Genomic DNA, 19153 nt, shown 5'->3' on the forward strand with positions numbered 1-19153 from the left:
GGAGGCACTCCGAAGTGGTCGGCCACGTCGACGCCGGGGCCGGGAGCGCGCCCGGTGCAGCACAGCACCAGCAGCGCCGCCGTCCTCGCGTCCCGGTCACTCCGCGCCGAGCGGACTCAGCGCGCGCAGCGCCGGGGCGCTGAACAGGGCGATCACCCCGGCCGGCACCGCCTGGTCCCTCACGCCGGACGCACCGGCACGGGGACGGTGGAGAGGTCCTCACCGCGGTCCGGTTCTTCGCTCAACAGCGGAAAGGCGGAGCCCCCTCGCGCACCACGCGGCCGACGAATCCGAAGCCGCGGTGCCACGTCCGCTCCCCGCTCACCGTCGAGTCGGCCCCACCGAAGACCACCGGCGGTTCGTGACGTCTCCTCCCGCGCCCGCGGGACGGTGCGAGCGAGGCGGTGTTCTGCTGGAAAGTCGTGGACAACCCGACCAGTTCCGCGTCCGAGACGGCTGCTTCTCACTGCGTACTCGCTGATCCGCTCCCCGCGCGGATCAGCACGAAACGTTCATAAACAAGTGCACTGCGTAATCAGCGTGGAGTGAGTTCCACACGCTTCTCGCGCACGAAACATTGATCTTGAAATTTCCGGTGAGTTCCGTGCGGACCCGGTTCACGAGCACTGCCCCGGGGTCGCGCGGGCGACTGCCCGGATCGGGCACCGACTCACGAACCGGTGAGGAGTTCCGCTCCGGCGAACCCGTGCCGGCCCGAACGGAAAACCTCGCTCAGAAGGTCGACGCGCGTCCCTTCCAACTGGTCGAGCCGCGCACCACCTCGGCGGCTCCGTGCAGCGTGATCCCCCCGAAGACCGCGTTGGTGAACGGCGCGACCGGAGCCAATCCAGGATTGGCGTGCATCACCCGAGCCGTGCGGTCGTGCGAGACGCTCTGCGCGACCCAACCGATCGCTCCGAGCGCGATCAGTCCCGGTTTCCGGGTGCGCACTCCCCTGGCGAACATCGCGGGCGAGGCCAGCGACAGCGCGATCTGGCCGACACCCACCCCCAGCAGCACGGGCACCGAACCGTTCGTGCCCGCCACGAAGCTCTTGCGGAACGAGCCCCAGCCCTGCTTGAACGGATCCATGCCGCTGGTGGTCACGTACGAGAGCCCCTCGACGACCCTCGTCACCCCACCGTGGTCCCGCACGGCCGTGGCGATGGCGATGTCCTCGTTGCGTCTGCCGGACAGCGAGGCCCAACCGCCGATCTTGTCGTAGTGCGAGCGTCGCATCAGGATGCAGTGCCCGATGGCGAAGGCCTTGCTGCCCTTGCCGAGGGGATCGGCGTTCTCCCCGATCATCTGCAGACCGGCGGGCATCAGCACCGGCCAGCTGACCGAGCTGTTCTCGGGAGGTCCACCCGGTGTCGAGACCAGATCCGCATCGGCCCGCTCGGCCGTGCCGAGCAGCTTGGAGAGCAGTTCCGGGGCGAGCACCGTGTCGGCGTCGACGAACAGCAGCCACTCGCCCGCCTCGGGCTGACCGGCGGCTTCCACACCGATGTGCATCGCGTGCACCTTGCCACTCCAGCCGGGCGGAGGCCCGTCGCTGTGCACGACGTGCACTCTGGAGTCCTGCGCGGCGTGCTCGTCGGCGATCTCACCGGTTCGGTCGGTGGACCCGTCGTCGACCACCACCACCCGCAGGGCGGGTGCGTCGCTGCTCGTCCCGCGCTCCGAGCCGTAGGTCTGCTCGCGTATGCCGCGCAGGCAGTTGTCCAGCACCGCTTCCTCGTTGCGCGCGGGCACCACCACGGTGACGGTGGGCGGAAGAACGGTGCTCGACGGTTCCTGACCGAGCGGCAGTATGGAGCGCGCTTTCCGGAGCGTGCGCACGCTGCGATACACGATTCCCGTGGTGATCGCGGCGAGGGCCGCTCCTCGGACAACCTTATGTCGTGATAGCACACGCACAGCTTGACATGACCCAGGCGAAACGGGCGTCACCGGCAACACGAACCGCCCGTCAACAACTCGCGTACGCCGGGTGAGTCCCGATCTCCGAGGCGGAGAAGCCCCCGGTGCTGCGGGCAGCACCGAGGGCGGACACGTCCCCCACGTCGGGCCTCGACCTCAGCGCGGTCCGTACTCCCGGTCCCCCGCATCACCCAGTCCGGGGACGATGAAGCCGGACTCGTTGAGCCGCTCGTCCACGCTGGCCGTGACCAGCCGCACCGGCCGCCCCGATTCCGACAGCCGGTCGATGCCCTCCGGAGCTGCCAGCGTGCAGATCGCGGTGATGTCGGCGGCACCCCGGTCGTGCAGCAGCTTGATCGTGTGGAGCATCGAACCACCGGTGGCCAGCATCGGATCGAGCACGATCACGGGACGTCCGGACAGGTCGTCGGGCAGCGACTCCAGGTACGGGGTGGGGCGCAGGGTCTCCTCGTCCCTGGCCAGCCCGATGAAGCCCATCTGGGCCTCCGGGATCAGGCGGTGCGCCTGGTCCGCCATCCCCAGCCCGGCACGCAGCACGGGGACCAGCAGCGGCGGGTTCGCCAGTCGATACCCCTTGGTGCGCGCAACCGGCGTGTGAATGAACTCCTCGGCCACCTCGGCGTCCCGGATGGCCTCGTAGAGCAGCATCAGAGTCAGTTCCTGCAGTGCGGCGCGAAAAGTCGCGTTGTCGGTGCGCGCGTCGCGCATGGTCGACAGTCGAGCCTGCGTGAGGGGGTGTTCGATGACCCGGACATCCATGGTCGTCCACGGTATCGGCAAGCTCATCCGCGGGCGGCCAGCACCGCGTCGTAGAGCTCCTTCTTCCGGACGCCGCCGAGCTCGGCTATCTCGGCCACGGCGTCCTTGAGCCGCACCCCGGAGGCCGCACGGCGCTCCACCTGCTCGACGAACTCGGACGGATCGGCCTGGACGACCTCGGCCCCGGCCAGCACCACGGTGATCTCGCCCCGAACCCCCTCGGCGGCCCACTCGGCCAGCTCGCCGAGCTCACCGCGCCGAACCTGCTCGTAGGTCTTGGTCAGCTCACGGCAAACCGCCGCGCGCCGGTCCGTGCCGAGCACCTCGGCCGCGTCGGCGAGCGTGGCCGCCACCCGGTGCGGGGCCTCGAAGAACACGCACGTGCGCCGCTCGGAGGCCAGCTCGGCCAGCCAGCGCTTGCGGGGTCCCTGCTTGCGCGGGGGGAATCCCTCGAAGCAGAACCTGTCGGAGGGCATCCCGGACAGGGCCAGCGCGGTGGTCACCGCGCTCGGGCCGGGCAGGCAGGTCACGTGCAGCCCCTCGGCAGCGCAGGCCGAGACCAGCCGGTACCCGGGGTCCGAGACGCTGGGCATCCCCGCGTCGGTGACCAGCAGCACGGTGGAACCGCCGCGCAGCGCCTCCAGCAGCACGGGCTCGCGTGCCGCTTCCACCGCGTCGTAGTAACTGAGCACCCTGCCCGCGGGGTCGACCTCGAGGGCGGTGGCCAGGGCACGAACTCTCCTGGTGTCCTCGGCGGCCACCACGTCCGCCGTGGCGAGAGCCTCGGTCAGTCGGGGGGACGCGTCCCGCGCGTCACCCAGTGGCGTGGCCGCGAGCAGCAACGTGCCCGGTCCGGATTCGTCAGTCACGACGACCACCATACGATTTGGGTGTGAACGTCCTCGTGCCGAGCTCAGGTGGCAACTCCGTCCGCGCCGAAACGGTTCGCGACGGCCAGGTCCCACCGGTTCGCTACCCGGGCGAGCACGACCGGGCGGCACTGCTCACCCCGCGGGAGCCCACCGACCGGCTCCGCGGCTGGATCGTCACCCTCGTGCTGACCCTCGTCGCGGGTCTGGTCCGCTTCTGGCGCCTGGGGCACGCCACCGACGAGGGAACCCCGGTCTTCGACGAGAAGCACTACGTCCCCCAGGCGTGGCAGATGCTGCGCAACGGCGGGTTCGAGGACAACCCCGGCTACGAGCTGGTCGCCCACCCCCCGGTGGGCAAGCAGCTCATCGCCGTCGGGGAGTGGCTGTTCGGGTACACCCCCTGGGGCTGGCGGGTGAGTGCCGCGCTGGCGGGCACCCTGATGGTGCTGCTGATCATCCGGATCGCGCGCCGCATGACCCGTTCCACCCTGCTCGGGGCGCTGGCCGGGATGCTGCTGATCTGCGACGGGGTCAGCCACGTGCAGGCGCGGGTGGGGATGCTCGACGTCTTCCACGCGCTGTTCGTGCTCGCGGCGTTCTCCTGCCTGCTGGTCGATCGCGACCGGGTGCGCGCCAGGCTGGCGCTGGTGGTCACCGAGAGCCGCGTCGAGGACTCGAGGTTCGGCCCCCGGCTCGGTTTCCGGTGGTGGCGCTTCGGCGCGGGTGTGCTGCTCGGTCTCGCCTGCGGGGTGAAGTGGAGCGGCATCTACTACATCGTGGCGTTCCTGCTGCTGAGCGTCGTCTGGGACGCGCTGGCGCGGCGCGGCGCAGGCGTGCGCCGCCCCTGGGTGGGGGCCCTGGTGCGCGACGCCGTTCCCGGCCTGGGCTCGCTGCTGGCGCTCGCGCTCGGCGTCTACTTCGCCACCTGGGCGGGCTGGTACGCCAGCGAGACCGCCACCGACCGCCACGCGGCGGACATCGCCGACGACGTCGGCTTCGGCTTCCTGCCGGACATGCTGCGCTCGCTGCTGTACTACCACTTCAACGTGCTGGAGTTCCACACTCACCTGGTCACCGGCAACGATCCGCACCCGTGGGAGTCCAAGCCCTGGGCGTGGCCGATGGGCATGCGCCCGATGCTGTACTACTACGAGTCCGGCATGCCCGGGTGCGGGCAGGGCGACTGCGTCCAGGCCACGATGCTGCTGGGCACCCCGGCGATGTGGTGGTTGGCGCTGCCGGTGGCCGGATGGGCGGTGTGGCGGGCCACCGCCCGCATGGACTGGCGCTACGCCGCGGTGCTGGTCGGGTACTGCGCCGGTTTCCTGCCGTGGTTCACCAACCTCGCCAGGCAGATGTACTACTTCTACGCGACCCCGCTCGCACCGTTCCTCGTGCTGGGGATCGTGCTCGTGCTCGGCGAGGTCCTCGGGCGGGCGAACGCCTCCCCCGAGCGCAGGAAGACCGGACTGCTGGTCGTCGCGCTGTACGTGGGGCTGGTGGTGGCGAACTTCGTGTGGTTGTGGCCGATACTCAACGGCTTTCCGATCACCGAGGCGCACTGGCAGGCCGAGCTCTGGCTGCCCTCCTGGCGGTGATCTCCCGGCGGGCTCTCCTGACGGGGCTCTCCCAGCGGGGCTCTCCCAGCGGGGAACGTTTCGCGCGAAACCGTCACTCCGGAACCACTCCGGAAAGCACGTTTCGCGCGAAACGTTCGACCAGGACGCGTCGAGGTGGCTCAGCTCAGCTCGGCCAGCGTCTTGCGCAGGGCCGTCACGGCGTCGGTGAGCTCGTCGGGTCGCACCGAGAGCGCCGGGCGCCAGCGCAGGGAACGCGGTCCCGAGGGCAGGAAGATCGTGCGGTGGTGCTCGCGGGCCAGTTCGACGACCCGGTCGCGCAGCCGCCCGTCCGGGAAGTCCACGGCGGCCATCAGCCCGCGTCCCCGAGCCGAGCCGATCAGCCCCGGGTACTCCGCCTGCAGCCCGCGCAGCTCGGACAGCAGCAGCTCGCCCATCCGCGCGGCGTTGTCCAGCAGCCCCTCCGACTCGACGACTTCGAGGATCCGCGTGGCGCGCACCATGTCCACCAGTGAACCGCCCCAGGTGGAACTGATCCTGCTCGGCTCGCGGAAGGCGTTGTCCGGGATCTCCTCGACCTTCCGTCCGCCCAGGACACCGCACACCTGGAGTCGTTTCCCGAAGGCGAGCAGGTCCGGCTCCAGCCCCAGCGCCTGGTGCGCCCAGGGACGGCCGGTGATCCCTCCCCCGCTCTGCACCTCGTCGGCGACCGTCAGCACGTCGTGCTCGCGGCAGAGGCGCTGCATCTCGCGCAGGAAGGCCGGGCGCAGATGCCTGTCCCCGCCCTCGCCCTGGACGGGTTCGTAGACGAAGCAGGCGATCTCGTCCCCGTAGCGGTCCAGCGCGGCCTCGGCCGCGCGCACCGCCGCGCGCTCGGCGGGAAGCAGCTCGGGATCCTCCCAGTCCTCTCCCGGAACAACGGCGGGGCTGGGCACGCGCGGCCAGTCGAACTTCGGGTAGTCGCGGACCTTGCGCGGGTCCGTGTTGGTCAGGGACATGGTGTAGCCGGTGCGTCCGTGGAAGGCCCATTCCAGGTGCAGGGCCCGCGAACCGCGCACCGCGACACCGCGCCGGGCGTTGTGCTTGGTCTTCCAGTCGAAGGCCACCTTGAGCGCGTTCTCGACGGCGGGACCACCTCCTTCGATGAGGAACAGCCGGGACAGCTGCGGATCGCCGAACACGCGGCGCAGCGTTTCGACGAAGCGCGCCTGCTGCACGGTGGCGAAGTCCGGGTTCGCCGGCTTGGTCCGCGCGGCGCGCACCAGTTCGGCTTCGAACTCGGAGGTGTGCAGCCCGGGGTGACCGTGCCCGAGCGGCGCGGAGCTGAAGTACATCGTCATGTCGAGGTACTCCGTTCCGTCCCGCAGGTCCCGCACTCGACACCCCCTCCCGGAGTCGAGATCGACCACCACGTCGAGCAGGTCTCCCGTCACGCGGGAACGCAGTTCGTCGACCACGTCCGCGCTCGGGGTGTGGAAACCGTCGACCGATGCCTGGCGCTGTGCGGTCATCTTCAGCCTCCTGTGGGCCGCAACTTCCTCATCTAAAGGAATTCGTACCTCTCAAGGCCGCAAACAAGCAATATTTTACTGCTTTTTCAGCTTTAAGGAGGAAAATTTCCCAAGAACTCCCGGTTGTCCCCAGCGTAGGTCCGCACTCACCCGATTAAGTGAAAAAACCTCACCTTGCTGCGCGGTCACGCTAAAGTGATCAACAACACTCGAGGAGTGGAGAGAGCATGGGCGGCGCAGAAGCACTCGGAAGACGTCCGCTGCTGAAAGCGGGCCTGGCCGCGCTGCTGACCAGCACGTCGACGGCGCCCGCGAGCGCGCGGCAGCGGGCCGAGCCGTACCTGCTGGGGCGCGGCATCGGCGACGTGACCGGGCAGGCCGCGGAGAACGGCATGATGGGCTACGCCCGCATCGGACAGCGCACCACCGGAATCCACCAGCGACAGCGGGCGCGCGCCTTCGTCGTCGCCGAGCACGACCGGCCGGACCGCCGGGTGGCGGTGGTCGTCGTCGACGCGGGGATGGTGTTCGGCTGCGTGCGCGAGGCCGTCCTCAAGAGACTGGCCGAACGCCTCGGGAACCGCTACACCCACCGGAACCTGCTGCTGACGGCCACGCACACCCACGCGGCACCCGGTGGTTTCTCCTGCCACACCCTCTACAACGTCACCACGGTCGGCTTCCAGCCCGGAACCTTCGAAGCGCTGGTCACCGGGATCACCGCAGCCATCGAACGCGCCGACGCGGACCTGGCCCCCGGACGGCTCGGACTCGCCCGCGGCGAGCTGTCCGGAGCCAGCGTCAACCGCTCGCGCGCGGCGTTCGAGCGCAACCCCGCTGAGGAGAAGCGGCACTTCCCCGAGGCAGTCGACCCGAGCACGGTGCTGCTGACCTTCGAGCGGGACGGCCGTCCGGTGGGGGCGATCAACTGGTTCCCCACGCACGCCACCAGCCTCAGCCCGGACAACACCCTCATCAGCGGGGACAACAAGGGGTACGCGGCGTACCACTGGGAGCGCGAGGTGTCCGGTGTGGACTACCGCGGCGCCGAACCGGGCTTCGTGGCCGCCTTCGCGCAGTCCAACGCGGCGGACATGTCCCCGAACCTGGAACTGCGCCCCGGCACGGGGCCCACCGACGACGAGTTCGCCAACACCAGGATCATCGGCGGGCGGCAGTACGCGGCCGCGGCCCGGCTCGTGAACAGCGCGCGGCCCGTGAGCGGGGGAATCGACCACCGGGTGAGCCGGGTGGACATGTCCGGGGTGACGGTGGCCCCCGAGTTCACCGGGGACGGCCGACAGCGCACTACCTGCGCGGCCGCGCTGGGGGCCTCCTTCGCGGCCGGGGCCGAGGACGGCCCCGGCCCCTCCTTCTTCGACGAGGGAGCGGGCAACAACCCCTTCTTCGGAACCATCAGCGAAGCGCTGTACCGGGCATCGCCGGAGCTGCGCGAGCGGCAGGCGCCGAAGGAGATCCTGCTGCCGGTCGGCGCGCTGGGCTGGGTGCCGCGGGTGCTGCCGATCCAGCTGGTGCGCATCGGCGAACTGCACCTGGTGGCCCTGCCGCAGGAAGTCAGCGTCGTGGGCGGGCTGCGGTTGCGTCGGACAGTGGCCGAACGACTCGGCACGACACCGGAGAACGTGGTCGTGGTCGGCTACTCCAACGACTACGCGGGTTACCTGACCACCCCGGAGGAGTACGACCAGCAGGCCTACGAGGGCGGGCACACCATGTTCGGCCGCTGGTCGCTGCCCGCCTACCAGCAGGAGTTCGCCCGCATCGCCTCCGACCTCGCCGCGGGAGCGGAGAGCGCTGCCGGCCCGTCCGCGGAGCTGAACCCCGAAGGAGGCCGGGTGCGACTGCAGCCCGGAGTGGTCGTCGACGCTCCTCCCCCGGGCAAGGAGTTCGGGGACGTGCTGGAGCAGCCCGGCGAGAGCTACGGCCGCGGCGAGCGGGTCCGGGTGGTCTTCGCCTCGGCGCACCCCAACAACAACCGGCGCGGGGGTGACACCTTCCTGCTGGTTCAGCGCCGCACGCCCGCGGGCTGGAGCACGGTGGCCGACGACGGGGACTGGTCGACCGAGTACCACTGGGCCAGGAAGGGGGTGGCCGCTTCGACGGCCGCGATCCACTGGACCGTTCCCTCCCGGGCGGCAAGCGGCGAGTACCGGATCGTGCACCGGGGCGACGCCAAGGAGCCGGGAGGACGGATCAGGCGGTTCTCGGGGACTTCGGCGAGCTTCCGGGTGGGCTGAGGCCGGAGCGTCCGCGCCCGCCTTCCCGCGCGCTCGGCTCCCGGTTGCCCTGCTGCGCAGCGCCACAGTACTGCTGCCCAGCTCCACAGCACTGTTGCGCAGCGCCACAGGCCGGTGCCAAGATCCCTGTTACCGCTGGTAACAGACAGCACGCCTCCGGGCCGAACGACGGACACCTCCCAGAAGCGAACCCGCACGGACTCCACGACAGGGCGCACCGCGCAAGCGCACCCCAGGGACGGCGAACATGAGCACCACCAGAACGGTGACCACCGCGGACGGTCTCGCCCTCGCGGTCGAGCAGCACGGTGACCCCTCCGAGCCGTGCGTGGTCTGCGTCCACGGCTACCCCGACGACCGTTCGGTGTGGGACGAGGTCGTCGCCCCGCTGGCCGCGAACCACCACGTGGTCACCTACGACGTGCGCGGTGCCGGGGAATCCGAGCGGCCCGCCGAGCGGGCCCGCTACCGGATGGACCGCCTGGTGGACGACCTCGCCGAGGTGGTGGACGCGGTCGCCCCGGGCGAGGCCGTGCACCTGCTGGCGCACGACTGGGGCTCGATCCAGTCCTGGCACGCGCTCACCGACCAGCGCCTTCGCGGCAGGATCCGGTCCTTGACCAGCATCTCCGGCCCGCACCTGGACCACGCCTCCTCCTGGATGCGCGAGCAGCTGCGCAAGCCCACCCCGAAACGGCTGGGCAAGCTCCTCCGCCAGCTGGCCCGTTCCGGCTACATCGGATTCTTCCAGCTCCCCGTCCTGCCGGAGCTGGCGTGGCGCAGCGGAGCGCTCCGGAAGGTCATCCGTCGGCTGGACGGCAGCGCCCGCCACTGCTGCCCGCGGACCTCCGACGCCGTGGCCGGGCTCGAGCTGTACCGGGAGAACATGCCGCCCCGGCCGCGCGGTCCCCGGCCCCCGCGGACGGAAGTTCCGGTCCAGGTGCTGGCACCGAAGGGGGACGCCTTCGTCACCGCGCCCCTGCAGACCGAGGTCCGGGAGCGGGTCTCCGAGCTCTTCGTGCGCGAACTCCATGGTGGACACTGGCTCCCGCGGCAGCGGCCCGAGCAAGTGGCGCACTGCACCGCCGAGCTCGTCGAGCACCTCGAGAGCGGGGCGCGGAAACGCGAGCTGCTCCGGGCGCGGGTCTCGGACGACGAGAGCGGGTTCGAGCACCAACTCGTCGTGGTGACCGGGGCGGGCAACGGGATCGGCAGGGCGACCGCGCTCGCCTTCGCAGCGGAGGGCGCCGAGGTCGTGGTCACCGATGTGGACGAGCAGGCGGCCTCCCGCACGGCGCAGCAGGCCCGCGCCGCGGGTGGGACGGCCACGGCACACGCCCTGGACGTCTCCGACGAGGCGGCGACGTGCCGGCTGGCCGAGCGCGTCCGGGCCGAGCACGGCGTGGCCGACGTCGTCGTGAACAACGCCGGTGTCGGTCTGGCGGGCAAGTTCGCCGACACGACGGGGTCCGACTGGCGCGAGGTGCTCGACGTGAACCTGCTGGGCGTCGTCCACGGCTGCCTGGCCTTCACCGAGCAGCAGATCGAGCGCGGGCGGGGAGGCCGGATCATCAACATCGCCTCGGCCGCCGCCTACCTCCCCGTCAAGGGACTGTCCGTCTACTCGACGAGCAAGTCCGCCGTGCTGACCCTCTCGGAACGCCTCGACGCCGAACTGGCCGAGCACGGCATCTCGGTCACCGCCGTCTGCCCCGGGGCGGTGCACACCGGCATCACCGGAACGACCCGCTTCGTGGGGGTGGACGCCGCGCGGCAGCAGCGGCACAGGGACACCGCGACCCGGCTGTACCGGCTGCGCGGTTTCGCCCCGGAGAAGGTCGCCGCCGCCGTGCTGCGCGCGGCGGAGCGGCCCACCCCGGTCGTGGCCGTGTCCGCCGAGGCGCGGATCGGGCTGCTGCTGGCCCGGTTCGCCCCGGGACTGCTGCGCGCCGCCGCCAGGACGGGGCCCAGGGCCCGCTGACGGCGGCGCGCCACCGCCCGGTTCGCGTCACCGGTGGCCCGGTGGCGCGCAGGGCCGCGCGGGACGTCGGGGCTTGGTCTCACCACTCGGCGAAGGAACCGTCGTCGTCGCGCCAGATCGGTGAACGCCACCGGTGCCCGAGCTCGGCTGCCCTGCGCACGGCCTCCTCGTCGATCTCGATTCCCAGCCCGGGGGCCTCCGGGACGCGGGCGCGGCCCTCCTCGAAGCGGAACGGGCTCGGATCCACGAGGTAGTCCAGCAGGTCGGAGCCCACGTTGTAGTGGATCCCCCTGCTCTGCTCCTGGATGAGGAAGTTCGGGGTGGAGAACGCGATCTGCAGGCTCGCGGCCAGCGCGATGGGCCCGAGCGGACAGTGCGGGGCCATCGTCACGTCGTGGGCCTCCGCCATCGCCGCGATGCGCCGCACCTCGGAGATCCCTCCCGCGTGGGAGAGGTCCGGCTGGGCCACCGCGATCCCCGCTCCGAGCACGTCGCGGAAGTCCCACCGGGAGAACAGGCGTTCCCCCAGCGCGACGGGAACGGAGGTCGCAGCGGTCACCTCGCGCACCTTGGAGGTGTTCTCCGGCACGACCGGCTCCTCGACGAACAGGGGCAGCAGCGGTTCCAGCCGCGGCACCACCCTGCGGGCCATGGCCGTGGAGAAGCGGCCGTGGAAGTCCACGGCCACGTCGCGCTGGTCGCCGAGCACTTCGCGCACGGCCTCGACGCGGCGCACCACGCCCTCCACCTCGGCCGGTGTGTCGATGTGGCGCATCCTGCCGCTGGCGTTCATCTTCACGGCCGTGAAGCCCGCCTCGGCCTGTTCGGCCGCTGCTTCCGCGACCTCCGACGGCTCGTCACCGCCGATCCACTGGTACACCCGCACGCGGTCGCGCACCGGACCGCCGAGCAGCCGGTGGACGGGCACCCCGTAGGCCTTGCCCGCGATGTCCCACAGCGCCTGGTCGATCCCGGCCACCGCGCTGGACAGCACCGGACCCCCGCGGTAGAAACCGCCCTTGGTCATCACCTGCCAGTGGTCCTCGATGGCGAGCGGATCGCGCCCGACCAGCAGTTCGGACAGCTCCTCCACCGCCGTGGCCACCGTGTGCGCGCGCCCCTCGACCACGGGTTCACCCCACCCGACTATCCCCTCGTCGGTGGTGACCTTCAGAAACAGCCAACGCGGGGGGACCGGAAAGGTCTCGAGCGCCGTGATTCGCATCGTCGTTCCTTCCATTTCGCCGAAGCCCTCGCCTCGCCCACCGGTGGCCGAGGCGACTCCCGACCGCGCGGCACCCCGGTTCGGCGCGGTGCCGCCCGCGCACCGGTCGTCCTCGCCCGTCGCGGGGCAGCACCTGCTCGACACGCGTACGAGCGAGAAATTCTGTATGACAGGTTCCAGTCGGTCAACACGCCATCCGAGGCATCCACCCGACTGCAGGAGGACCAGCATATGCACTTTGAACTGGTTTTTCGTCTCGAGAGCAATCGCAATCACCGACTACCCGAGCAGGAACCTATCTGATAGGTTTTCTCGGCGACAGCCGGGGACACCACCCGACCGGGACCGAGTGACGACGAGCAGACGAGGGCGCCGGATGACCTACACCGGAGACGCGGAGGGCGCCGAACCCGCCGACGCCGCGACCGCACTCGAGGAGCTGATCTTCGCGGAGTTCGAGGTCGGCGCCCTGCTCCCGTCCGAGTCCGCGCTCGCGGCGCGCCTGGAGGTAAGCAGGCTCACCGTTCGCGAGGCGATCCGCTCGTTGCAGGCGCGCGGCATCGTGGAGATCCGCAAGGGGCGCCGCCCGCGAGTGACCGCGCCGGGCGGTGACCAGGTGGGGGACTTCTTCAGCACGCTGCTGCGCTTCCGGCCGAGCTCGGTCTTCGAACTGCTCGAAGTGCGCCACGGCCTCGAGGTGCAGACCAGCACCCTCGCCGCGAGCAACGCGGGCTCGGGAGACATCTCGGCCCTGGAGTACTCGATACAGGCGATGAGCCGGGCCACCACTTCGGAGGAGTACCACGACGCCGACCTGCGCTTTCACGAGCTGCTCGCGCGCGCCTCCGGCAACCGGATACTGGCCCTGCTGATAGAGGCCCTGGCGGGCAGCCTGCGCAACAGCATGATCGCGAGCTATCGGGGCCACCGCGTCCTCGGCGGCTCCCCCGAGGACGCCGCGCAACAACACCGCGAGGTGCTCGAACGCGTCCGGCAGAACGATCCGGCCGCGGCCGCGGCCGCCATGCGCAAGCACCTCCGCACGACCGAGCGCGATCTGCGCGCAACATTCGCCACCCCACCCGGTGAGGACTCATGACAGCATCGGTGGCTCGGTCCGCACGACGGTGCGGGTGGCAAGCGTGGACGGTGGGCGGCGCGGCCGCTCGTGACCACCCACGCGACCGACCGGCTGGACTCGGCAACCAAGGAGCAGAGAATGACCGGTGAATCCGCAGTGCTGCAGCTGGAAGCGGAACGGGCGACCGAAGTCTGCGCCGAGCACGGCGAAGGCCCCGTCTGGGACCCGACCACGGGGCAGCTGCACTGGGTGGACATGCTCGCGGGCGAGCTGCTCACTATGGTCCCCGGCGGCATCATCGGCCGCACCAAGCTCGGCACCGTGGCCGCGGTGGCCCGCCCGGTGGTCGGCGGTGGTCTCGTGCTGGCGCTGGAACGGGGATTCGCGCTGCTGCGCCCCGGCAGGCAGACCCCGGAATCGCTGCCCCAGCTGTGGAGCGACCCGTCGATCCGGATGAACGACGGCGGCTGTGACGCGCTCGGGCGGTTCTACGCGGGCTCCATGGCCTACGACGAGAGCCCGGGCAAGGGCACTCTCTGGCGGCTGGACGGGGCGCTGCGCGCCACGCGGGTCCTCGACGGAGTGACCATCTCCAACGGTCTGGTCTGGACCGAGGACGGCGGCACCGCGTTCTACGTGGACACCCCGACCGGCCGCGTCGACCGGTTCGACGTCGACGAGCACACCGGGGAGCCGCACAACAGGCGCCCCGCCGTGCGCGTGCCGAACGAGCTCGGCAGTCCGGACGGCTTGGCGCTGGACGCCGAGGGCTGCCTGTGGGTCGCGCTGTGGCAGGGCGGGGCCGTGCACCGCTACTCGCCCGACGGGCAGCTGCTCGCGCGGGTGCGCGTGCCGACCCCGCAGGTCACAGCCTGCGCGTTCGGCGGTCCCCGGATGGAGACCCTCTACATCACCACCTCCCGCCAGGGGCGGGACGATCGTGACGACGGCTCGTCCGGGGCCCTCTTCCGAGTGACACCCGGTGTTCGCGGGACGCCCGTGCACCCGTTCCGTCTGGAGGAAAGCGAGTGACCCCGGATCTGATCACCTTCGGCGAGACGATGGGGTTGTTGCTGGCGCAGCCCGGCCTCCCGCTGGAGCACGCGGACAGCTTCCGACGTTCCGTCGCCGGAGCCGAGTCGAACACCGTCGTCGGCCTGGCCCGGCTCGGCCACTCCGTCGGGTGGTTCGGCCGGGTCGGCGACGACCCCTTCGGGCACGCGGCGCTGCGCGCGCTGCGCGGCGAAGGCGTGGACGTGTCCAGGGCCGTGGTCGACGAGACCCTGCCCACCGGCCTGCTGGTCCGGGACGCGCACGCGCAGCGCCCGATCGAGGTCTGCTACTACCGCTCCGGATCCGCGGGCAGCTCACTGCGCCCCGCGGACGTGGACGAGCAGTGGATCGCCTCGGCCCGCTCACTGCACTTCACCGGCATCACGGCCGCGCTCTCCGAGGACGCCCGCGCCGCCGCCGAAAAAGCCGCGCACGTGGCCCGCGAGGCGGGAGTCCGAGTGAGCGTGGACCCGAACATCCGCCGGAAGCTGGCCGACGGGCCGCGGTGGCGGGAACTGCTGCGGCCGCTGACCGGGTACGCCGACCTGGTGCTGACCGGGCTGGACGAGGCCGAGGAGATCAGCGGCCGCTCCGGCGAGCGGGACGCGGCCGCGTGGTTCCTCGAGCGGGGAGCCGAGCTGGTGGTGCTCAAGCTGGGCTCCGAGGGAGCCTGGGCCACCGACGGCACCGAGGAGTGGTTCCAGCGCGCCGCCCGGGTTCCGGTCGTGGACCCTGTCGGGGCGGGGGACGCCTTCAACGCGGGCTTCCTGTCCGCGCGACTGCGGGGTCTGTCCGTTCCGGAGGCACTGGCCGAGGGGGTGGTCGTCGCGGGCAACGTGGTCCAGGTGGCCGGGGACATGGACGGGTTGCCGAACTCCAGGGTGGTGGAGTTGAGCAGTAAGTCCGAACAGATCACCACTCGGTAGGGGAGCAACGAGGTTCCACCTGTCCCCTGTCGTAGGTGGTTGCGTGGCGGAACCTCAGTCGGGGTCTCGCTGCGGGATCCTCGACATCGGGTAGCGACCTACACAACGTCGAGGCTGTCCTCGCGAGACCCGAGACTGAGAACCCGCGGCGGTGCGAGTGGCTCAGGCTCAGAGCACTCGCGTTGGCGCGGAGGCTTCTCGGGGACTCGGGCTGCGCAGGCTCGTAAGCGCTCGCGTTGGGGTGGAAGGTTGTCCGGGGACTGGCTTGGCGCGGGTCGTGCGTGGTGGAACCGCGGCGGTGCCTGCTGCTCGGGCCCGCAAGTGTCCACATCGGAGGGACTCCTCGCTCGGGAGCTCCTGCCGGGGAGCTCGGCGCTGCCCGCGCCGGAGACCGAGGCGGGCGAAGACTCGAGAACAACAGCGCGGAAGCGGAGATTACCGGGAGGTAGGCAAATGTATCGCTGGCAAGCGATGAACGTCATCGCGGAGCACGGCGTGGTGGGCATCATTCGCGCGGAAACGGCGCAGCAGGCCGGCCTGCGGGCCAGAACTTGCCTGGACGCCGGACTGTCCGTGCTGGAGATCTCGCTGACCACCCCGAACGCTCCCGAGCTGATCAAGGAGCTCCGCCGGGAGTACCCCTCGGCGCTGCTCGGAGCGGGCACCGTGCTCGACGCCGCCGCGGCGTGGACGGCCGTGGAAGCAGGCGCCGGGTTCCTCGTCTCGCCGTCGCTGCACGAGGAGGTGGTCAGCACGGGTCACCGGTACGGAGCTGCGGTGATCCCGGGGACCGACACTCCCGGCGAGATCGTGCAAGCGCTGTCGGCGGGAGCGGACGCGATCAAGCTGTTCCCCGCGAGCAGGTGGACTCCCGAGAGCATGCGCGACGTGCTGGCCGCGCTGCCGCAGGCGCCGCTGGTGCCGACCGGGGGCGTGTCGCTGGACAACGCCCCCGACTGGATAGCCGCCGGAGCCGTCGCGGTCGGGATGGGATCCGCCCTGTCCAGGGGAAGCACCGATGAGGCCACCGAGCGGATATCCGACCTGCGCACGCGGATCAGAGCGGCGCGCGGGTGAGCGCACTCGTTCCGCCTCGCCCGCATCGAGGAGTACCGAGAACAGGGAATGAGCAACTGGGACGCGGTCGTGGCACTGTTCGCCCTCGCCACGGCTAAGATCTCGTTCATCAAGCGGTTCGGGATCGGCACGGGGCTGGCCATCGTGATCGACGCGCCCGTCGTGCGGGGGATCATGGTGCCCGCAATCCTGCGGTTGATGGGCGACCGGAGTTGGTGGTCACCTCGTGCGCTGAGAAAACTGTACAACAAATTCGGTCTCTCCGAGGGAGAACCGGGCCAGCCGGGACCACAACAGGAACCGGCGAAGGAGACCACCCCGACAAACTGACGCGCACCCGCGCTTTCCCGTGCCGTTTCACCTCGCCCGGAGTGCCGTGCACTCGCCGGGCGAGGTTTGCATCGAAGGACATCATGAGAATTCCGGAGAATTGGGGCGCCACTTCCCAGGAAATCAGTGGAACCTACCCGTGCGACAAGTTACTGGACCGCCCAGCAGACGTGTGGTTCCGCGCGACCACCGTGCACGCGGCAGCTCCGACCGTATATCGCTGGCTATGCCAGTTGAAAGTGGCACCGTACAGCTACGACATGCTGGACAATTTCGGCCGCCGCAGCCCTCGCCGGCTGACACCCGGCGTCGATTCCCTCGCTACGGGGGACACGGTCATGACTATCTTCCGGCTGGTTGAATTCGCGCGAGACGACCATTTAACGCTCAAACTGCACACGCCGGTCGCCATACGCATCTTCGGAGAACTGGCGATCAGCTATGTGGTCCGCGAGGTCGCCGACCACCAGACCCGCCTGTGCGTCAAAATGCGGGTGACCAATCCGCCTGGGTTGCTGGGAGAACCGCGCCGCAAGGCACTCGCTTGGGGGGACCTGTTGATGATGCGACGTCAGCTGAGGACGTTCAAAGAACTCGCCGAGGCTTCCTGAGCTTGTACATCGATCGGTAGACGATGAGCAGCAGCTCTTGCACAGCTCCAGCGGGTCAGCCCCCCGGGAAGGTGCTGTGAAGCCTCGGGCGCGACCAGGAGCTGCCGACTGGTCGGGGTCACCGATGATCCTCATGTCGTGGGAGAAGAGCTCGCGCAGCGCGGCGTGCTGGACGGGTGTGGTCCTGCATCTCGTCGACCAGCAGTTGCGGATGTGACTGCAGCCCTCCTGCCGGGAAGAGCGACACCTCCGATCCGCCACCAAGAACCTCTGACGAAGGGCTTCGTCCGCCCCGAATGGTCCGCGGCGAGCTCCGCGTTCGCATCGGTGGCGCGCAGGTGCACCGCGCTGCCGCTGCCCGGCAGCCGATCCGCCGCCGGATCGACCTCGACCGGTCGCGGCGACGAGCACAGCGACACCCACTCGTCCAGCGCGTCCACCGCCAGTTCCGGTTCGGGGAGCCACAGCAGACCGGAACCGGCCCCACCGCGCGACTTTTCCGACGCGCCCCGGCCACACGCGATTCCCGGACGAACGGGCGAAGTCGAAAATCCCGAACTCGGTTCCTCCCGATGGGTCCGCCGGAGCAACGCACTGGTTCTTTCGGACGGAACACTTTGTCCTCAACACGACAAAAGTTTGTTCATTCGCGGCACTAGGTATTGCGCACCCCGAAAAACGTGATTAACGTCTCATCCCACTCGATCCGCACGGCGATGGGAGACGGGCAGTGCCGCGAATCGCGTTACGTCCGGAGAACGCGCAGCAGGCTCAGCTGCTGAGGCTGCTGCGCGGGAACGGACCGCACTCACGAGCCGAGCTGGGCGAGGCCGTCCGCCTGTCCCGCTCGAAACTGGCGAACGAGCTGGACCGCCTCATCGAGCAGGGCTTCGTCGAGAGCGGAGGATTCGCGGCCTCCCGCGGTGGCCGTCGTTCCTCGATCGTGCGGCTGTCGGACAGCATTCGCTTCGCGGGAATCGACATCGGGGCCACGTCGGTGGACGTGGCGGTCACGAACGGCGAGCTCGAAGTGGTCGGACACCGCAGCGCCGAGGTCGGCGTGCACCGGGGACCGTCGGCAGTGCTGGACGTGGCGCTGGACCTGCTCGGCAAACTCCGCGCGGAGGGCACGGCCCCGGACGTCCACGGTGCCGGGATCGGCATCCCCGGCCCGGTGAGCTTCCGGGACGGCGTGCCCGTCATGCCGCCCATCATGCCCGGCTGGGACCAGTACCCCGTTCGGGAGGCGATGAGCCACGAGCTCGGGGTGCCCGTCCAGGTGGACAACGACGTGAACCTGATGGCGCTGGGCGAGCACCAGGCGGGGGTCGCCCGCTCCGTCGATGACTTCCTGCTGGTCAAGATAGGCACCGGAATCGGCTGCGGAATCGTCGTCGGCGGCAACGTGCACCGCGGGGTGTCCGGCAGCGCGGGCGACATCGGCCACATCCAGATCGACGAGAACGGCCCGCCGTGCGCGTGCGGCAACAGCGGCTGCCTGGAGGCCTACGCCAGCGGCACCGCCCTCGCCCGCGATGCGATGGCCGCGGCGCGGGCGGGACGGTCCACACATCTCGCCGAGCTGCTCGAGCACGCGGAGGCGCTCACGGCCGCCGACGTCACCGAGGCGGTCGCGGCCGGAGACCCGGTCGCCGTGCAGCTGTTGCGCTCCGGAGGTCACCGCGTCGGCCAGGTGCTGGCCAGCCTGGTCAGCTTCTTCAACCCCGGCCTCGTCGTGGTGGCCGGTGGCGTGGCCGGCGCGGGGCACTCGCTGCTGGCCGAGATCCGCAGTGTCGTGTACCGCCGCTCGCTGCCGCTGGCCACGGGCAACCTGCCGATCGTGCTCTCCGAACTCGCCACCGCAGCGGGTGCCGTCGGCGGAGCCCGGCTGATCAGCGACCAGGTCTTCTCCGTCCCGCGCGGCGCGGAAGAACGCTAGGAGGGTCGG

The 19153-nt window shown here is 70.5% G+C and carries 15 protein-coding genes; 10 read left to right on the plus strand and 5 right to left on the minus strand.

The genetic code is table 11. The features are described from left to right. Positions 1 to 732 precede the first annotated feature (732 nt). The 3 genes from G9Q41_RS18765 to rsmI form a co-directional block, all read right to left on the minus strand. On the minus strand, positions 733 to 1914 hold the full coding sequence (locus G9Q41_RS18765; RefSeq protein WP_347567601.1) for a glycosyltransferase family 2 protein: 1182 nt from the start codon (positions 1912 to 1914) through the stop codon (positions 733 to 735). A gap of 165 nt (positions 1915 to 2079) precedes the next feature. Next, positions 2080 to 2703 carry a uracil phosphoribosyltransferase gene (upp, locus tag G9Q41_RS18770; RefSeq protein WP_092527495.1) on the minus strand — a complete coding sequence of 208 codons (624 nt, stop codon included), beginning with the start codon at positions 2701 to 2703 and terminating at the stop codon, positions 2080 to 2082. Between the two features lie 23 nt (positions 2704 to 2726). Then, entirely contained in the window at positions 2727 to 3584 is an 858-nt protein-coding gene (gene rsmI, locus G9Q41_RS18775; protein ID WP_165633609.1) for a 16S rRNA (cytidine(1402)-2'-O)-methyltransferase, read from the minus strand. A gap of 11 nt (positions 3585 to 3595) precedes the next feature. Between rsmI and G9Q41_RS18780 the strand changes: the two genes are divergently transcribed. Continuing rightward, complete coding sequence (locus G9Q41_RS18780; protein WP_165633608.1) at positions 3596 to 5173, plus strand: phospholipid carrier-dependent glycosyltransferase; 1578 nt, start codon at positions 3596 to 3598, stop codon at positions 5171 to 5173. A 140-nt stretch (positions 5174 to 5313) separates the two neighbouring features. Here the strand turns inward: G9Q41_RS18780 and lat are convergent, their stop codons facing one another. Continuing rightward, the gene (lat, locus tag G9Q41_RS18785) at positions 5314 to 6663 is read right to left on the minus strand and encodes an L-lysine 6-transaminase (RefSeq protein WP_165633607.1); all 1350 of its coding nucleotides are present in this window, start codon (positions 6661 to 6663) and stop codon (positions 5314 to 5316) included. Positions 6664 to 6890: 227 nt separating this feature from the next. On the opposite strand from lat, the gene G9Q41_RS18790 reads away from it, so the two are divergent. Beyond that, on the plus strand, positions 6891 to 8921 hold the full coding sequence (locus G9Q41_RS18790; protein WP_165633606.1) for a neutral/alkaline ceramidase: 2031 nt from the start codon (positions 6891 to 6893) through the stop codon (positions 8919 to 8921). A gap of 247 nt (positions 8922 to 9168) precedes the next feature. After that, positions 9169 to 10902 carry an SDR family oxidoreductase gene (locus G9Q41_RS18795; RefSeq protein WP_165633605.1) on the plus strand — a complete coding sequence of 578 codons (1734 nt, stop codon included), beginning with the start codon at positions 9169 to 9171 and terminating at the stop codon, positions 10900 to 10902. A 79-nt stretch (positions 10903 to 10981) separates the two neighbouring features. On the opposite strand, the gene dgoD is transcribed toward G9Q41_RS18795, so the two are convergent. Continuing rightward, positions 10982 to 12127 carry a galactonate dehydratase gene (gene dgoD / locus G9Q41_RS18800; RefSeq protein WP_165633604.1) on the minus strand — a complete coding sequence of 382 codons (1146 nt, stop codon included), beginning with the start codon at positions 12125 to 12127 and terminating at the stop codon, positions 10982 to 10984. Between the two features lie 376 nt (positions 12128 to 12503). Between dgoD and G9Q41_RS18805 the strand changes: the two genes are divergently transcribed. The 7 genes from G9Q41_RS18805 (at position 12504) to G9Q41_RS18835 (ending at position 19144) form a co-directional block, all read left to right on the plus strand. Next, positions 12504 to 13226, plus strand: coding sequence for a FadR/GntR family transcriptional regulator (locus G9Q41_RS18805; protein WP_165633603.1), 723 nt, complete (start codon positions 12504 to 12506; stop codon positions 13224 to 13226). Positions 13227 to 13346: 120 nt separating this feature from the next. After that, entirely contained in the window at positions 13347 to 14240 is an 894-nt protein-coding gene (locus G9Q41_RS18810) for an SMP-30/gluconolactonase/LRE family protein (RefSeq protein ID WP_165633602.1), read from the plus strand. Continuing rightward, positions 14237 to 15187 (plus strand): sugar kinase, encoded by a 951-nt coding sequence (locus G9Q41_RS18815; protein ID WP_092524103.1) that lies wholly within the window; start codon positions 14237 to 14239, stop codon positions 15185 to 15187. Before G9Q41_RS18810 ends, G9Q41_RS18815 begins: the two co-directional genes overlap by 4 nt. A 453-nt stretch (positions 15188 to 15640) precedes the next feature. Then, a complete protein-coding gene (locus G9Q41_RS18820) occupies positions 15641 to 16264 on the plus strand; it encodes a bifunctional 4-hydroxy-2-oxoglutarate aldolase/2-dehydro-3-deoxy-phosphogluconate aldolase (protein ID WP_165633601.1) in 624 nt (207 codons plus the stop codon). Positions 16265 to 16312: 48 nt separating this feature from the next. Further along, a complete protein-coding gene (locus G9Q41_RS18825) occupies positions 16313 to 16594 on the plus strand; it encodes an MMPL family transporter (RefSeq protein ID WP_165633600.1) in 282 nt (93 codons plus the stop codon). An 83-nt stretch (positions 16595 to 16677) separates the two neighbouring features. Next, entirely contained in the window at positions 16678 to 17205 is a 528-nt protein-coding gene (locus tag G9Q41_RS18830; RefSeq protein ID WP_165633599.1) for a hypothetical protein, read from the plus strand. Between the two features lie 739 nt (positions 17206 to 17944). Continuing rightward, the gene (locus G9Q41_RS18835) at positions 17945 to 19144 is read left to right on the plus strand and encodes an ROK family transcriptional regulator (RefSeq protein WP_165633669.1); all 1200 of its coding nucleotides are present in this window, start codon (positions 17945 to 17947) and stop codon (positions 19142 to 19144) included. Positions 19145 to 19153 lie beyond the last annotated feature (9 nt).

The sequence above is a fragment of the Actinopolyspora sp. BKK2 genome, from assembly GCF_011291845.1.
GTDB lineage: Bacteria > Actinomycetota > Actinomycetes > Mycobacteriales > Pseudonocardiaceae > Actinopolyspora > Actinopolyspora saharensis.

What these genes read in the sequence shown, in the direction of transcription:
- G9Q41_RS18810 (WP_165633602.1), top strand. Translation starts at nt 13,347, where the DNA reads ATGACCGGTGAATCCGCAGTGCTGCAGCTGGAAGCGGAACGGGCGACC.
- rsmI (WP_165633609.1), bottom strand. Translation starts at nt 3,584, where the DNA reads ATGGTGGTCGTCGTGACTGACGAATCCGGACCGGGCACGTTGCTGCTC.
- G9Q41_RS18805 (WP_165633603.1), top strand. Translation starts at nt 12,504, where the DNA reads ATGACCTACACCGGAGACGCGGAGGGCGCCGAACCCGCCGACGCCGCG.
- G9Q41_RS18825 (WP_165633600.1), top strand. Translation starts at nt 16,313, where the DNA reads ATGAGCAACTGGGACGCGGTCGTGGCACTGTTCGCCCTCGCCACGGCT.
- lat (WP_165633607.1), bottom strand. Translation starts at nt 6,663, where the DNA reads ATGACCGCACAGCGCCAGGCATCGGTCGACGGTTTCCACACCCCGAGC.
- G9Q41_RS18830 (WP_165633599.1), top strand. Translation starts at nt 16,678, where the DNA reads ATGAGAATTCCGGAGAATTGGGGCGCCACTTCCCAGGAAATCAGTGGA.
- upp (WP_092527495.1), bottom strand. Translation starts at nt 2,703, where the DNA reads ATGGATGTCCGGGTCATCGAACACCCCCTCACGCAGGCTCGACTGTCG.
- G9Q41_RS18795 (WP_165633605.1), top strand. Translation starts at nt 9,169, where the DNA reads ATGAGCACCACCAGAACGGTGACCACCGCGGACGGTCTCGCCCTCGCG.
- G9Q41_RS18820 (WP_165633601.1), top strand. Translation starts at nt 15,641, where the DNA reads ATGTATCGCTGGCAAGCGATGAACGTCATCGCGGAGCACGGCGTGGTG.
- G9Q41_RS18790 (WP_165633606.1), top strand. Translation starts at nt 6,891, where the DNA reads ATGGGCGGCGCAGAAGCACTCGGAAGACGTCCGCTGCTGAAAGCGGGC.
- dgoD (WP_165633604.1), bottom strand. Translation starts at nt 12,127, where the DNA reads ATGCGAATCACGGCGCTCGAGACCTTTCCGGTCCCCCCGCGTTGGCTG.